Origin of the sequence: Helicobacter aurati (genome assembly GCF_003364265.1) — a bacterium.
In the GTDB taxonomy this organism is placed as follows: domain Bacteria; phylum Campylobacterota; class Campylobacteria; order Campylobacterales; family Helicobacteraceae; genus Helicobacter_A; species Helicobacter_A aurati.
This window is the reverse complement of record NZ_NXLW01000003.1, coordinates 91996-107840: the sequence shown is the minus strand read 5'-3', so window position 1 is coordinate 107840 and position 15845 is coordinate 91996. Positions and strand designations below refer to the sequence as shown.

Sequence of the window (15845 nt, the reverse complement as noted above, 5' to 3'; positions counted from 1 at the left end):
TTATAGAATCAAATATGCGTCCGTTATTTTGATTCTATATTCGGTTTGTTTGAGTGCCTTTAGTTAGTGATTTATGGAGTTTTGATGTAAAGATTCTATCAGATTTTGTAGCGAGGCATTATCTGAAAAAATCAGTGTAATTGAATTTGTATGCGCGCGCGTAGAAATGCGATAGTGTTGTAATATTTTTTGTAATTCTTTTAACTTTGATTTTTCTATATGAGATGACGACATGGAATCTTGTTTAATGCCTGTCTCATTAGATTCTGCAATGTGTTTCTTTTCTTTTATTTTTTTTGCAAGGATTTCTGTATCACGCACGTTAAGTTTCTGCCCGAGTATAGATTGAATGATAGTTTCTTCATCTTTTTCTCCTAAGCCAATAAGAATCTTAGAGTGCCCTTGTGTAATTTTATTTTGCGCAATCAGATTTTGTGTTTCTTTACGCAATCCAAGCAGTCTTAGCGTGTTGGTGATTTGTGAGCGAGATTTGCAAAGCCTTTGTGAAAGCTCATCATGTGTGATGTTGTGTTCGCTAATAAGTGCTTGATAGCATGTGGCTAATTCTATTGGGTTGAGGTTTTCTCTTTGGATATTCTCTATCAAAGCTAGCTCCCGTAGCTTGTGTTGTTCAATGTCGCTAACAATTACTGCAACTTCTTCCAATCCAGCTAATTTGGCTGCTCTAAGCCTTCGTTCTCCTATTATAAGCGTATAGGAAGCATCGGGACATTCTGTTACAATCAGAGGTTGCAATAACCCATGTTGTTTAATGGATTCTGCAAGTTCGTTAATTTTTTCTTCATCAAAGTCTTTTCTTGGTTGATTGGGGTTTGGTTGTATGTTATTTATATGTACATGACGTATTTTTTGAGAATCAATTGTCTCATAAACTCCTTGATAGACACCATCTATGTCAGCTAATAATTCATTTAATCCCGTATTCAATGCCTTTTTCTTTGCCATGCTTACTCCTTTTATTGTGTCTTGGCAGAGGCTTTGATTGCTTTTTTGCTAGTTTGAGAATTTGTGGAAAATTTTTGTGGTAATTTTTTGTTAAGAATAGCGTGAGCTAGTCGCATATACGCAAAGTGACCAGCAGATTTTTTATCATATTTACAAATAGGCTTTTTGTGGCTGGGCGATTCGGCTAACTTGATATTTCTAGGAATGATAATGTGCCCTTTATCGTCTTGGAAGAAATTTGCGTGCATATTGCGTATTAGATCATCTAAAACTTCCTTTGAAAGGTTGTTTTGTGTAGAGTGCATTGTGGGCAGGAAACCACGAATCTGTAACTTAGGGTTGTTTGATTGTTGTAGTACTTTGATTGTTGAAAGTAGCTGTGCTAACCCGTCGAGTGCAAAGTATTCGCATTGTACAGGCACAAGTACAGAGTTCGCGACAGTCAAAGGGTTAATTGTAAGAGGACCTAAAGTTGGCGCAGTATCTATGATGATAAAATCATATTCCCTTCTTACTTCTTCTAATCGATTGGGCAGTAAGATTTTTTTTTGTCGGTAATATTCAGATTCTATGCCAGCTAAATGTTGGTCTGTTGGAGCAATAAAGAGATTATCCATACATGTTTCTCGTATAATGTCTTTAAGATGCTTGCGTCCATTCATGACCGTAAACATACTTGATTCTATAATATCTCTGCGATTTACTCCCAAACTTACAGTAGCATTTGATTGAGGGTCAAAATCAATAAGTAATACTTTTTTGTTAAGCAAAGAAAGCGAGGCAGAGAGATTAATGGCAGTTGTTGTTTTGCCTACTCCGCCTTTTTGACTAGCTATGCAAATAATTTCACTCATTGTATTCTCCTTATGCTCTTAACGCAAACTATAAAACTTCTTATTGTCTTTCATAAGGCTACCGTCCTCACATAATAGACAATCTGAAAGCTTTATCTCTTGTAGGACGTTATTGCATGTAATATGAGTTGTAAAACTATGACTTTTGTAAAACTCTTGTTGATATTGAGTGAAAACATGTTGCCAAGAAATATAAGTAAAAACGTCAGTATTATAGCTGCTTTGCGTGAGTTTTATTTTAACGTATTCTTGCTGTAATATTTCGTCCAATTTGACATGAAGACCTAAAAAGCTTAGTATTTCATAGAGGACTTTTAATGTATTTTCTTCATGTTGTTCTTGATAGAGTGAAGCATAATTAGAATCAAAAACATTAATACCCATTCCACAAATCAGGCATTGCTTTGTTGCCTGTGTCATGATTCCACCTATTTTGCCTATTTTAGCCTTTGTATCTTGTATATATAAGTCGTTTGGCCATTTAAGCCAAACATGTTTGTTGCACTCGCGCAGCTTTTGCAAAAACAGCCAACCAAAATAAATAGAGCTAGATTGTATGGGTAAGTCATTAGGAAGTTGTGATGTATGTAGGGCAAAGGAGAAATATATTCCTTCTTGCGGTGATTGCCATTTGTTCCCTCGAGAACCAATACCCTTTGTTTGTTTGAGTGTCAAAACTAGAATAGGTAGGCTATCATCGTTTTTAGTAAGCGCATAAAGAAATTCTTGTGTAGATGGAATTTCCTTGAACCAATAAATGTACATAAGAATCCTTTTATACGTTGTTTTTACAGCGCATGGTTAGTTGCTACTTGTTTCTCAAGAAATATTATATTTAAAAGAGCGGCTTATCCATTTCCTTAGGAATAGGGATATTCATGATTTTGAGAATAGTAGGGGCAATGTTACTCAATGTGCCATTAGCAATGGTATGCACATTTTTAGAATCTACAAAGCAAAATACATCGCCTACCGTGTGATTGGGGAGAGGATTGCAATTAGAATCTTTCATTTCCTCGCAGTTTCCATGGTCGCTTGTCATTATAATGCTGTATTCCTGTTGTTTCGCGAGATTCCATATTTTTGCTAATTCTTTATCTACGGCTTCCACTGCTTTAATGCTCGCTTCAAAATTGCCTGTGTGCCCAACCATATCGCCATTGGCAAAATTAACCACAATGAAATCAAAGCCTTTATTAATAAAATCGCACACGCCATTTGCTACTTCTTGTGCACTCATTTCTGGCTGTAAGTCATAAGTTACTACTTTGGGAGACTGCACTAGTAATCTTTCCTCGCCATCTAATCTATCTTCTTTCCCTCCATTGAAAAAGAAAGTTACATGCGCGTATTTTTCTGTTTCAGCAACATGCGCTTGCTTTAGTCCATGCTCTGCAATAATTTGTGCCAAAGTATTTTGCACTTTGTTCTTGGGGAAAATAATATCAAAAGGAAATTTCTCATCATATTCACACATACATGTCATAAGAAGGTTGGGCATATCTCGCTCAAAACCCTGAAAGTCTTTTAGTCCAAGACTAGCAACAATTTCTCTTGCTCTATCGCTTCGATAGTTGACAAAGATAAATCCCTCTGTATTGGAATCTTTATTGTCTTGATTAATATGGTTTTGTTTAAGGCTTTGAATATTGGCTTTTGGCATTCCAAGATAATTATTGAAGCTTGCAGGCAATATAAATTCATCGAAGATTCCATGTTGGTAGGATTGCGCGATATAGCTCTGTATATTTTGGTGCTGTAGATTGGCACCGTGTGCGATAGCTTGAAAGGCAGATTCTACTCGTTCCCAACGATTATCTCTGTCCATTGCATAGAATCTTCCAGATACTGTGGCAATCTGCACATTTGAATCTAAAATATCATCAAGTATTGCAATATGCTCTAAAAAGCTTTGTGGTTTAGAATCTCTACCATCAGAGATAAGGTGTAGCCATATTTTTTTATTTTTAGATTTCGCGATTTTTGCAAGTTCTTTGAGATGATTAATGTGTGAATGTACGCCAGCATTACTCGCGAGTACCGCTAAATGAAGCGTTTGAATAGAATCTAGTACATTTTGCAGCACTTGATTGGAATGTAGAGTATTATCACTGATGGCTTTGTTAATCCTTACTAAATCTTGATAGAGAATTCTGCCGCTCCCCAAGCTCATGTGCCCAACTTCAGAATTACCCATCTGTCCGCTAGGTAAACCCACACTTTCCCCATAGGTATGCAAGAGGGAATTGGGAATATTCTTAAAGAGATAATCATAGTGAGGCTTCTTTGCATGATAGAAAGCGTTATATTCGGTTTTAGGGCTAAATCCGATACCATCTGTGATAATGAGTAGTACTTTATTCATAATATTCCTTTTAATTTTGTGAAGTCTATCCCAACTTAGTTATGTGGTTATTACAAAAATTTGCTACTTTAACGCGCATTGACGCAAAATTATAATGAATTTTTGAGAAAAATTCATTATAAGTAAAATTTTACTTATAATTACAAGATTGTATTTGCATGCAAAAAGTTAAAAGATTTAGTTTCTTTGGAGTGATATATGTTGTATGAATTGCATTTGCAAGGAATGTTAAATGTGTCATTATTGAAATATATTACATTTCGTGCAGGTATAGCTTTTTTTATAGCTTTTTTGCTTACCGTGTTGCTTACGCCGTATTTTATAACATGGGCTAGATCAAAAAAAGCCAATCAACCTATATCAGATTCTATTAAGGCACATAGCAATAAAAAAGACACGCCGACTATGGGCGGGCTGGTTTTTGTTTTTTCAGCTGTGATTGCAAGTATTCTTACAGCGAGGCTTGATAACAGCTATGTATACATTGGGCTTGCCTGTATGATTCTCTTTATGCTTATTGGTGCAAGAGATGATTATATGAAAATTGCAGCAAAAAGCAATGCTGGCATGAGCTCCAAAATTAAATTTGGCTTGTTGTTTGTAGTGGGGTTGGGCATAAGCTCTTGGCTTTATGTATCAGGATTGAATACTTCTTTTTTTGTTCCGTTAATGAAAAACCCTCTCTTTTCTCTGCAGTCTTTCCCTTTTCTTATGATTGGGTTTTGGCTGTTAGTTTTTCTTGCGACAACCAATGCCGTGAATGTAACAGATGGACTTGATGGCTTAGCGACTGTGCCTAGCATTTGTGCTCTAGCCTCTTTAAGTATCTTTGTCTATATCGGTGGCAATTTTGAATTATCAAAATACCTATTTATTCCTCATATCATAGATTCGGGTGAGGTGATGGTTTTAAGTCTCGCGATGATTGGTGCCTTATTTGGCTTTTTGTGGTTTAATTGTCATCCCGCACAGATATTTATGGGAGATAGTGGGAGTTTAGCACTCGGTGGTTTTATTGCTTTTTGCGCAATTGTTTCAAAAAATGAAATTTTATTGATTTGTATGGGTTCTATTTTTGTAATAGAGACAATTTCTGTCATTTTGCAAATTGGTAGTTATAAGATTCGACAAAAGAAGATATTTTTGATGGCGCCTATTCATCATCATTTTGAAGTGAAGGGATGGGCGGAGAATAAAATTATTGTGCGATTTTGGATCATCGCTATTTTGAGCAATATTATTGCTCTTATTACATTAAAGATTCGTTAAACATTTTAATTCAAGGAGCAGTTATGCTACAACATATAAGACAGCAGCCAAGATTTTCTCTGTATAGTGTTTTTGCACATTGTATTCGGTCCGTTGGGAATCTGCAACACTTGATGCTTTGCTTTGGATTCTTTCTCTCTCTTGGTTTTTCGACATTATTGCATGCACATACTTCAGAATCGCACTCTTGTCCAAAGCACGGTTCTATGGGTCAATTAGAGACAGAGAATACTTTTGGCTCTATGACGATAGAAGAAGTGAAACAGAAAGCAATCAAGAAAGATCGCTTATATTATGAATTGTCTGGGTATATTAGAGATTCTGAATTTTTGTCTTTTTTTGATAATTCTATCCTTACGCTTGCCTTTCTTTCTACGTCAGCAGATTTACTTAAACGTAAAAAGTTGGATAACTATGAAACATTTGAGCGCGTTTTAACTAGAGATAACAGAAAAAGATTAGTCAAACAAAGAGAATCTTTTAAAAAATTTGCCGTCTCCTATTGGCATCGATTTTATAGCTTGCAAGAAGCACAAGATATTCACGACTATGTTCGTTCTGCATTAGGGAAAAAGGAGCTACAAGTTGAAATGGAAATTGCAAGAGAAATTACAAGAGCGCATTTTTTGTTCATTAAAACAGGTGAAGTGCCCAAGTTACCGCCTTTTGCATTGAGCGCAGATTCTAAAGCAGATAAAAAGAAAAAATCACTTTTAGAGCTTATTGATATTAAACGAGAAGAACCAATGATTGATTTAGGTTTACGAGGTTTGGACACAGCATTAAGAGAGGAATTTGGACTAAGTAAAAAAGAAGCTAGAAGTCGCATAGAAAATCTTAAAACGGTGTTAGTAGAATATAGCCTTGTTATTAAGGCTAAACACTATACACAAGATGAAATAGATTCATTACTTGCTTTCTATCGTTCGCCTGTAGGTGCAAAGTCTGTCTTGCTTACGTTACAAGCTTCTGCTAACACTGATTTTGAAGTGCAATCAATGGAGTATATGAAAGATGTGTTCAATAATATTTCGGAATATCTTGAGTCCTATAATTAGATAATCTTTTATGGAATCTCTTGTTGTTTTACGGCACTACTCTTACTCGATACCACGAGTTATTGCTCTCATGGTATCATAAGTACGGCAGAAAGGAATTATTTTGGCGCAATCTTCCTAGAGATGGGAGTGAGAGCTATAAAATCTATATCAGTGAGGTGATGTTGCAGCAAACACAGCTCACTCGCGTTTTGGATTTTTTCTATTTTCCTTTCCTTAAGCAGTTTCCTAATTTAGAATCTCTCGCAAAAAGTTCACAAGAATCTATTCTCAAAATGTGGCAGGGCTTAGGATATTATTCACGTGCACGTAATTTGCAGCAAAGCGCAATGATTTGCCTAGAGAAATATCATGCTTCTTTGCCAAGCAAGCCAGAGCTCTTAAGGGAATTGCCAGGTATTGGCAATTACACAGCAGGCGCAATTAGTTGCTTTGGTTTTGGACAAAATGTAGCATTTTATGATTCTAATATAAAACGTGTTTTTTGCAGGCTTTTCTCGCTTGCTACGTCTAGAGATTCTCTCTTGCAAGAGATTGCAGATAGAATCCTTTGTTTTGAACGTAGCTTTGATTATAACCAAGCTCTATTGGATTTGGGCGCGCTAGTTTGTAAACCCAAGCCTTTATGTTTGCAGGATTATACGTTGTGCCCTTTGTATTCATTGTGCGAAGGTAGAGAGCGCGCAATGGAATTTCCACAAAGTAGAAAGAAAGATTATCAGAATCTTGATTTGTGTTTCATGATTTGCACATATTACAAGGAGAATACAATGTATATTGCTTTCACAAAAAGTAAGGAAAAATTGTATTACGGTTTGTATAATCTGCCTCAATTTCTATGTCAAGAATGTGATATTCAAGAAAAAGAAAAATATCGATATTTAGGGGAAATTCAGCATAGTTATACAAAATATCGCATTCACGCAAAAATATGGCTGCACGTCTGTAATGATAAAGAAGAATGCCAAGATTTCTTTCATTCATTGGGCGAGAATAATCTGAGTTGTTCTGCATTGATGCAAAACGGTGATATTGTATTTTTCCCAAACAATGAGATGAATAATCTCCCGATGTCCACTCTTACACAAAAGGCATTGGCAGTATTTGCGGCAGAATATTCTCATAGTGCAAGTAACTAGGGAGGATTCTATGCAGTTACAGCAGTTACAGGGTTTTGGTGGATATCCCGCAGTTGCATCTGCTATTAAGGCTTTACGGAGTGTTTCAGAGTTACAAGAATTTTTTAGCAGTACCAAATCATTCATTCCGCATGGCAATGGAAGAAGTTACGGAGATAGCGCATTAAGCGAAAGTGTGCTTGATTGTAAGCCTTATAGCAAGATCTATAGTTTTTGTCCTGAATGCGCCGTTTTGCATGCGCAATGCGGCGTAACGTTTGAGAGTATTCTTAGCTTTAGCATGCAAAAGGGCTTTTTTCTGCATATTACTCCTGGGACACAATATATCACGTTGGGAGGAGCGATAGCTTCCAATGTGCATGGCAAAAATCATCATTATAATAATGTATTGGATTCTACAATGCACAAAACGCAATATAAAGGCGGTAATTTCATAGAATCTGTACTGGATTTTTCTCTAATGCTTCCAAATGGTGAGATAAAACACTGTAGTAGAGAGTCTCATTCTGATTTATTTTATGCAACTTTTGGAGGCATGGGGCTTACAGGAGTGATTCTTGATGCAAGGATAAGGTTACAGCCTGTGTCATCCACGTATATTATACAGACTACAATCAAAACACAGAATCTTCATGAGACTCTGCAATCCCTTGAATCGTGTCAAAATTCACCTTACGCAGTGGCTTGGATTGATAGTCTTGCGCATGGTGCAATGCTTGGTCGAGGGCTTGTAACTTATGGGGATTTTGCTAAGGATAATGAAGTTCCTACGTTGCAGTTTCAATCTTGTGCATGTAGCCATCAAATAACCAATTGCCAAGAATCCCCGAAAGCTAGAAAACTCTCTATCCCTTGTTATTTCCCCAATAGCACACTTAATCCTCTCTCTGTGGGAATCTTCAATACACTCTATTATGCAAGGGCGAGTAATGGCAGCAAAAGAGTGCCTTTTGAATCTTTCTTCTATCCGCTTGATTCTGTGTTATCTTGGAATAAAATCTATGGCAGGAATGGTTTTTTGCAATACCAATGTATTATTCCTAAAGAGCATGGATTGCAGGCGTTGCAAAAAATATTACATCTTATCGCAATGTCTAAGCAGGCTTCTTTTTTGAATGTTTTAAAACTTTATGGTAAAGAAGATTCTAGTTTCTTGTGTTTTCCGTTGGAAGGCTACTCTCTGGCTCTTGACTTTAAGAGAACATCGAATGTTTTTGTATTGTTAGAAAAGCTTGATGATATTGTTATAAGGCATGGCGGGAGATTGTATTTGACAAAAGATTCCCGTATGAGTAAACATACTTTTGAGAGTTCTTATCAACGGGCGGCAGAATTTCGCAAACTTCGCATTGATTATAACTTACATGAAAAATTACAAAGCCTGCAAAGCAGGAGACTAGGGTTATAATGCTCTATTTGGCTATAATTTTGCTTCAAGAGAATCTTGGATTTGAGGAATTGCAATGAGGAATTATTTATATCTTATGCGAGCGTATCAATGGATAAAGAATCTTTTCATTTTTGCTCCAGCATTTTTTGCGTTTCAGATTCTCAATCCTGATATTTTCTTTTCCCTTTGTGGTGTATTTCTAGGATTCTCTTTAGTTTGTAGTAGTATTTATGTTGTAAATGATATTTTTGATAGGGAACGCGATAGATTGCACCATACAAAGGCTTCGCGCCCCTTAGCTTCTGGTGCAATATCCCCCCAAGCTGCTGCTTATTTTGCTGCTCTACTATTGCTGCTTGGATTATTCATGATTTGTAGCATCGTGCTATACGGGGGGGGGGGGGCAACCCCATTCTTAACTAATACTAATCGATCTTTTGATTCCTCTTTTCTCTCTTTTTATTGGTTGCAAAGCTTTATATCATCGAATTTTATATTGCCAAATGCTATTTTTATCTTTTTGCCTATATGTGTTTATGTCTTTCTTAATATTGCCTACACTCTCAAGTTAAAGCACATTGCTATCGTAGATATTTGTGTTATTGCTACAGGATTTGTTTTACGGTTATTTATTGGTTCTTTTGCGGCGCAAGTTGCCCTTTCACATTGGATTATTGTCATCACATTTTGCCTTTCGCTTTTTCTTGCATTAGCAAAGAGACGCGGCGAATGGCAAGTATCACACACAATGCGCCCTTGTTTGCAAGATTATAATCTTCCTTTTTTTGATTGCGCTTTAGGTGTTCTTGCTGCCATTATCTTAATAGCTTATATTTTGTATAGCATAGATTCCTCTGTAACAATTCGTATGCAAACTTCTTCTCTTTATCTTACAAGTATTTTTGTTTTGCTTGGAATCTTACGTTACTTGCAGCTTACTTTTGTCATGAATAAGACGGAAGATCCAAGCAAGGTTGTTTTAAAAGATAGATTTCTACAAATCGTGATTAGTTTGTGGATTATCAGCTTTTTTGTCTTGCTTTATTTATGAATCTTGGGGATGTATCATGAAGTATATTTCAATTTTTTTCTTAATTTTGCTTTGTTCTTGTAGTCTTATTCGCGTTAAGAATGCTGATGTTGTTATCAAGTCTTATCGAGATATGCCTAATGTGTTTCATGCGATGATAGCAAGTAAGGGAATATCGATCCTGCTCAAGGAATTTGCACGTTCGAATCTCTATAAGTTGCATGTTCCTACACAGCCTCTTAAAGATTCTAATAAAAACATAGAACCATATATTCATGAAATTTATGATTTTAATTTCACTCTTATTGGCTATACAAATTTGCAACTTAAAGAGAGAATCGGCTCTATTGATTATGAGGCAAAACTTACCACTAAAGGTTTTGCTGTGTTGTGTAGCCTATGGATTGTTTGCTTGCTTGTTGTGCAATTGCGATTCTATTACCATAATCACACTCTCTCATATTGGTACGCTCAAGGTAAAAAACAGATTGTTTTGTTAGCTAATGATTCTCTTTATGTCCTTTTTGAAAGGATAAATTCCCTATTTATTAAGCTCGAAGATTCTAGGATAGGGAAACACTTTTTACTCATATTTTTTAGCCTGATTGCTTTTTACATTTTCTTATATATAGATGATATTGTCATAAGGGAAGGAGGAGCCTATTTAGGTAGCAATGATAGTGGTGATATGCAATGGTATCCTTCTGTGCAACTTTTTGGATTACATGGAATGGATACAAGTCTTAACCCTTTTGTTGAGACATTACAGGGCAACCATTTCCTTGGCAATAAAGCAAACTATGCGCATTTACTTTATGTTCTAATGTATCCTTTTGCCGTGTTTGAATATGATAATGCAAAGATTCTTTATGCAATAGTGAATAATTTGTGCATTCTTGTGGTTTTTTATTTTCTTTATAGGGAGATGAGATTCCGCAAGATACCCTTTGTATATTTTGCTATCGTAGCGGTTACGTTTTTTGCAAGTCAGACTTATGCTATGGCGATTTTTCGCGGCAATATTCCTTTAATACTTGCATTATTCATTATTCTTAGTTTCGTCTATAGACATAATACTTTCATTTGTGGTATTGCCTTGAGCATTGTTGGCGTGAAATATACTTTTGGTATCCCGCTTATGCTAGGCTTTTTCTTTGCAAGATTCTATAAACCTGTAGTATTTGCTATAAGTATTCATGTTTTGGTTGTTGCTGTCTTTGCTAACTATTTTCATTTGGGATTTTTAGAGTCTTTATTCCTGCCTGTTATGGTGGGTAAAGAGCATGCAAGTTCTATGGTGATTGATTTCTTGAGCCTCGCTAAACACACTTTTGGTGGATTAAATGGCAAGAATCCTTTTCTCTATGTAATATTATGTTGTCTTATTGCTTGGATATATGTGATTCTAAGAATAAAGCCATCACAAAACCGTATCATTCTCTCTTCGCTTATTCTATCGTTTTGCTTATTTCAGCATCATATTTATGATTATACAGTGGTTATTTGTTTGTTGTTTATTGGAATGTTTGCCTTGCGGAAAATGGAGTTTTTTATTTTGCTGCTCTATTGTTTTTATATTTTGCTTTATATGGATGCTTATTTTTATATCGTTAGTCATTTTTTTGCCCTGTGTTATGCTAGCTTGCTTTATTTTTGCGCGTTGTATATTCTGATTTCGGGCAATCAAAAGGAGTTATCATGCTATCCAAACAAGTCCTTATTATAGGTGCAACAAGCGAAATCTCTAAGGCTCTTGTAGAAGTATTTGCGCAATTTGCTACCATAGATTCTTTAGAGTTCATTCTTTGCGCAAGAAATACTTGTTCTTTAGAATCTTTTTATCATGATATGTCGGCACGTTATAACGTTAAGATAACAATGCGAACGCTTGATGTTCGTGATTTTGCAAGCCATAGAACATTTATTCAGTCATTTGATAATATTTATGGAGTAATTTATGTCGCTGGTTTTATGCCAAAGCAGCAAGATGCGCAGTCAAATTTTTCTTTAGCAAAACAGAGTGTTGAGGTAAATGTCTTAGGTGCTATAAGTTTATTAGAGTTAGTCGCGCAACGATTTGAACAGGAATCTACGTCTTTTATCGGTCGTTTTATTATTGCTATAAGTTCGGTGGCTGGAGAAAGAGGCAGGGCTAGCAATTATCTCTATGGTTGTGGCAAAGCTGCCCTTAGTACCTATATGGAAGGGCTCGCCAATCGCTTTGGAATACAAAGAGACAACAATATCAGAGTGCTGTGTGTCAAAGCTGGTTTTACTCAAACCAAAAGTCTCAAAGATGTAACTATAGGAAATGCCGTCGCGCGAAAGATTCTGATTGCTAGTCCTAATGAGCTTGCTAGAGGTATTTATAGAGAATTACAAGGAAAAAAGACTTGTCTCTATTATAAATCAATATGGCGTTGGATTATGCTATTTATTAAGCTATTACCAGATAGAATCTTTATGCGAATGAAATTGTAATATTTTGTTTGTTATTTCATAAATCAGATTCTAAGGAGTATATATGGCAAAGCTTGTTGTCTTCAGTGGAGCGGGACTAAGTGCAGAATCTGGATTAAGTACCTTTAGAGACGATAACGGATTATGGGCGCAATATGACCCTATGGAAGTATGTAACTACAACAATTGGCTTAGTAACTTTTCACTTGTACATAAATTCTACAATCTTAGACGTAAAGAATTAGAAAAAGTACAACCAAATAAAATGCACAATTTTTTGGCACAGCTTCCCATGATTCTTAATGCAGATTCTTCATCGCGAAGTCAATCAGATAAGCCAATAGAGGTTATTTATATAACACAAAATGTGGATGATTTGCTAGAACGCGCTGGGGCGAATCGTGTCGTGCATTTACATGGTGAATTGACGAAGATTATTTGTCCGCGCTGCGAGACTATTTTTACAATAGGGTACAATGAGTTTCAAAAGCATGATTGTCAAAATTGTCAATACCAATATCTTAAGCCTTTTGTTGTATTTTTCTTTGAACATGCCCCGCAATATACTCTTCTCTACCAAACTTTCGAGAATCTTACACAGGAGGATTGTGTGTTGGTTATTGGGACAAGTGCCAACGTGATAGATGTCAATTCTCTAGTTACAATGGCTGAAAAAAGAGGAAAAATTGGTTATAAGATTCTCAACAATCTTGAATATCATTCGAACATTAGAGAATCTCTATTTGATACAATATTGTATATGCCAGCTACACAGGCAATAGAGAGAATACATAAAACATTAGAGCAGTTTTTTAATCGCAAATCTTTTAATTAGAATTCTATTCAAAGTTGTTATTGTGCAAATCCATTGCATTATTACATAATGTTCCCCAAGTTGTCGTGCTGTCTAGCGCAATGCAAGCATTGAGTGCTTCTTTACTCTTGTCCATTTGCTTTAAAGTGTAGTATATATTTGCTATCTTATAGAATCTTTGTTGTTTGTCGTCCAAATTTAGCTGGAATTGCTTAAGAGATTCTAATTGTTGTAAGGCAGTTTCATATTTATTGTCTTCAATCAATCCGTTAATGTAGATAAAGTTGATATAAGGGCTATAAGGGTATTGTTTCAAACTGTTCTGAAGTTTCATAAGAGTATTTGTTTCGTGCTTGATGGCTAAAGGGTCATTGTTGTGTTGCGCTTCATTGAGTAGAGCGAAATGCACGGGCAATAATCTACTATCTTGAGGAAACCACGAATCTATTTCAGAGCTTAATTGAATAGCCTGCGCTCTGGTGCTGTCGTCATTAAAAAGCGCGTTAAACATCTTGAAAGCTATATCATAATATTGTTTTTTCCCCATTGCAAAGGCTAAATCTATAACATCTCTTGCTGCTTTTACGGCAAGTTTATCTTGCCCTAGCGCAAAAAGAGTATTGGCTTGCAAATAGAGCCATTTTAATTGGCTGTCACCATCTTGAATGTGTTTATGCAATTGGGAAAATAGCTCGTTAGCTTTTTCATAATTATTTTGGTTATAAAGGCATTCAAAGACGTCAAGACTTTCTTTCACTGTAAGACTTACTTTATTGGCATTGCTTAACACGCCAGCTATACCGTTGCAGTTATTTTCGCGGATATAAATTTCTACTTGTTTATCGATAGCATGTTGTAGTATTGGAGAATCTTGTGGTAGCAAATTACGCATTGCAATAACATTCGCGTATTCTTTATTGTCTAACAAGAGTTGCGCTTTAAGGGATAATGCTTTTTTAGCATTCTCTGTATTGGGATAGTTAGCGATAATGTGTTCGTATCTTGCCATTTTTTCGCTGTAATTTCCACTTATATCAAATAATAATGAATCGTCTCTTGCCCTTATTGCTTCGGCAAGACTATGATTAGGGTGATAATATAGGAAATCTTGATTAAATTTATGCGATTTATCAAAATCTCCCGCGCGCATTGCAAATTCTGAAGCTTTCATCAATAAGTTCGCGTGTTGTTCGCTCTCTACAGGCACATAACCACTCAAATATCCGGCAATATCGGCAGCTATACTATAACGTTGATCTTCTTCTAATTCATTAAGGATTTCTTGTGTCTGTTGTTTATCAATCAGAAAGTAGGCAGGGAAAACTTTATAAACCTTTCTAAAAAGTTCATCAGCATTGTCAAAATCTTCATTTCTAAGATTGAATCTAGCCCATGAAATAGCGATTTGGCTTGCAGATTCTAAGTCTTTGGCTTGCTGGTATGCTTCACGATAAATAAGTGGTGCTCGTCTTAAATCAGATTTAGATTTAAGGGTGTTAGCAATTTGCATTTTTGCTAATGGAGCGTATCTGGAATGTTCATATTCTTCTGCAATACGGTTAAAATAGTAAAGAGCATCTTTCAACCTATTTTCATGGATATGGGCTTTTCCTAGAATATACATAACCTCTGGCGCATTATCATCACTTGCATAAACTTTTGCCCATTGTGTTGCTTTTTCTATAATGAGATTATCCGCTTTTTCATTCCGGCTTTTGTCGAGTGCAACAATGGCGTAATACAAGAGGTCTTTTGCAAAAAGACTATCAGGGTAGCTTGCAAGTGTTTGAGAAATTTTCGTTAGAGCCTGATCATATTCTCTATCTCTAATATGTTGCTTGATTTCTAAAAATGCCTCTAAGTCCTTGCCCGCAGTGTAATGCAATGGCTTGCGATTTATATCTAACTCACTAATTGTGGGCGTAGAGGTTTGTGGGATAGCCACAGGGAAATTGATAGAATCTCTGCTTTCCTTGTTCTCTTCGGGATTTAGGAACGGTAGCTTGTTATGATAAGCAACAATTTGGTAACTTTTAGATAAAGATTTACGTGTTACAGGAATTGGCTTTTCGTTCTTTAAATCGCTAAAAACAGAAAAGAGCTGTAATTTTGCATTATTGTTTGGCGTTATTTTAATAACCATATATCGTTTTGGTGGTTCATTGGGGTTGTCTGGGTCGCTTATATCTTGCATTTCATAGCTAAAAGAAATCATAGAGCTTTTTGTGGGGTTGAAGCCGCTTTGTGGAATACCTTCAATTTTACATAAGATAAATTTAGCGATTCCATTGACATTAAAGCTTTGTTCGCAAGAGAATGGATGAGTGTTACGTAGGTTGAGAATCGCAAAAGTCTCTTGATTTTGTTTGCCATAATTGAGCTTCATTTCAAGTCCATTGGCTGTGGCTATCAAAAATATATATAAAAACATAGCGAATCTTATGTAGTAAAACAAATGCAACACCTATCCTTACTATATTTGCTATTTGCAATTATACGA

At 35.8% G+C, this 15845-nt stretch carries 13 protein-coding genes; 8 read left to right on the top strand and 5 right to left on the bottom strand.

The window, feature by feature from the left end; genetic code table 11:
• Nucleotides 1–63: 63 nt before the first annotated feature.
• From CQA66_RS02585 to gpmI, 4 genes are all read right to left on the bottom strand, one after another.
• Nucleotides 64–966 (bottom strand): ParB/RepB/Spo0J family partition protein, encoded by a 903-nt coding sequence (locus tag CQA66_RS02585; RefSeq protein WP_104762722.1) that lies wholly within the window; start codon nt 964–966, stop codon nt 64–66.
• Nucleotides 967–977: 11 nt separating this feature from the next.
• Nucleotides 978–1820 carry a ParA family protein gene (locus CQA66_RS02580; protein ID WP_104762723.1) on the bottom strand — a complete coding sequence of 281 codons (843 nt, stop codon included), beginning with the start codon at nt 1818–1820 and terminating at the stop codon, nt 978–980.
• An 18-nt stretch (nt 1821–1838) separates the two neighbouring features.
• Nucleotides 1839–2585, bottom strand: coding sequence for a biotin--[acetyl-CoA-carboxylase] ligase (locus CQA66_RS02575; protein WP_104762724.1), 747 nt, complete (start codon nt 2583–2585; stop codon nt 1839–1841).
• A 70-nt stretch (nt 2586–2655) separates the two neighbouring features.
• A complete protein-coding gene (gpmI, locus tag CQA66_RS02570; RefSeq protein WP_181882222.1) occupies nt 2656–4188 on the bottom strand; it encodes a 2,3-bisphosphoglycerate-independent phosphoglycerate mutase in 1533 nt (510 codons plus the stop codon).
• A 195-nt stretch (nt 4189–4383) separates the two neighbouring features.
• Here gpmI and mraY point away from each other — a divergent pair, with 195 nt between their 5' ends.
• From mraY to CQA66_RS02530, 8 genes are read left to right on the top strand one after another with little or no spacing between them, the layout of a single operon-like run.
• Nucleotides 4384–5454: a phospho-N-acetylmuramoyl-pentapeptide-transferase gene (gene mraY, locus CQA66_RS02565; RefSeq protein ID WP_104762726.1), complete on the top strand. Its 1071-nt coding sequence runs from the start codon at nt 4384–4386 to the stop codon at nt 5452–5454.
• A gap of 23 nt (nt 5455–5477) precedes the next feature.
• A complete protein-coding gene (locus tag CQA66_RS02560) occupies nt 5478–6512 on the top strand; it encodes a DUF2059 domain-containing protein (RefSeq protein ID WP_104762727.1) in 1035 nt (344 codons plus the stop codon).
• 20 nt (nt 6513–6532) lie between these two features.
• Nucleotides 6533–7651: an HhH-GPD family protein gene (locus CQA66_RS02555; RefSeq protein WP_104762728.1), complete on the top strand. Its 1119-nt coding sequence runs from the start codon at nt 6533–6535 to the stop codon at nt 7649–7651.
• Nucleotides 7617–9059, top strand: coding sequence for an FAD-binding oxidoreductase (locus tag CQA66_RS02550; protein WP_233707698.1), 1443 nt, complete (start codon nt 7617–7619; stop codon nt 9057–9059). The genes CQA66_RS02555 and CQA66_RS02550 overlap by 35 nt, the downstream gene beginning before the upstream one ends.
• Nucleotides 9060–9114: 55 nt before the next feature.
• On the top strand, nt 9115–10092 hold the full coding sequence (locus CQA66_RS02545) for a UbiA prenyltransferase family protein (RefSeq protein ID WP_115582537.1): 978 nt from the start codon (nt 9115–9117) through the stop codon (nt 10090–10092).
• Nucleotides 10093–10108: 16 nt separating this feature from the next.
• On the top strand, nt 10109–11797 hold the full coding sequence (locus CQA66_RS02540; RefSeq protein ID WP_104762732.1) for a glycosyltransferase 87 family protein: 1689 nt from the start codon (nt 10109–10111) through the stop codon (nt 11795–11797).
• Complete coding sequence (locus CQA66_RS02535; protein WP_104762733.1) at nt 11770–12552, top strand: SDR family NAD(P)-dependent oxidoreductase; 783 nt, start codon at nt 11770–11772, stop codon at nt 12550–12552. The genes CQA66_RS02540 and CQA66_RS02535 overlap by 28 nt, the downstream gene beginning before the upstream one ends.
• A gap of 43 nt (nt 12553–12595) precedes the next feature.
• On the top strand, nt 12596–13366 hold the full coding sequence (locus CQA66_RS02530; protein ID WP_104762734.1) for an SIR2 family NAD-dependent protein deacylase: 771 nt from the start codon (nt 12596–12598) through the stop codon (nt 13364–13366).
• A gap of 4 nt (nt 13367–13370) precedes the next feature.
• Here CQA66_RS02530 and CQA66_RS02525 read toward each other — a convergent pair whose 3' ends face one another.
• On the bottom strand, nt 13371–15776 hold the full coding sequence (locus tag CQA66_RS02525) for a tetratricopeptide repeat protein (protein WP_104762753.1): 2406 nt from the start codon (nt 15774–15776) through the stop codon (nt 13371–13373).
• Nucleotides 15777–15845: the final 69 nt, after the last annotated feature.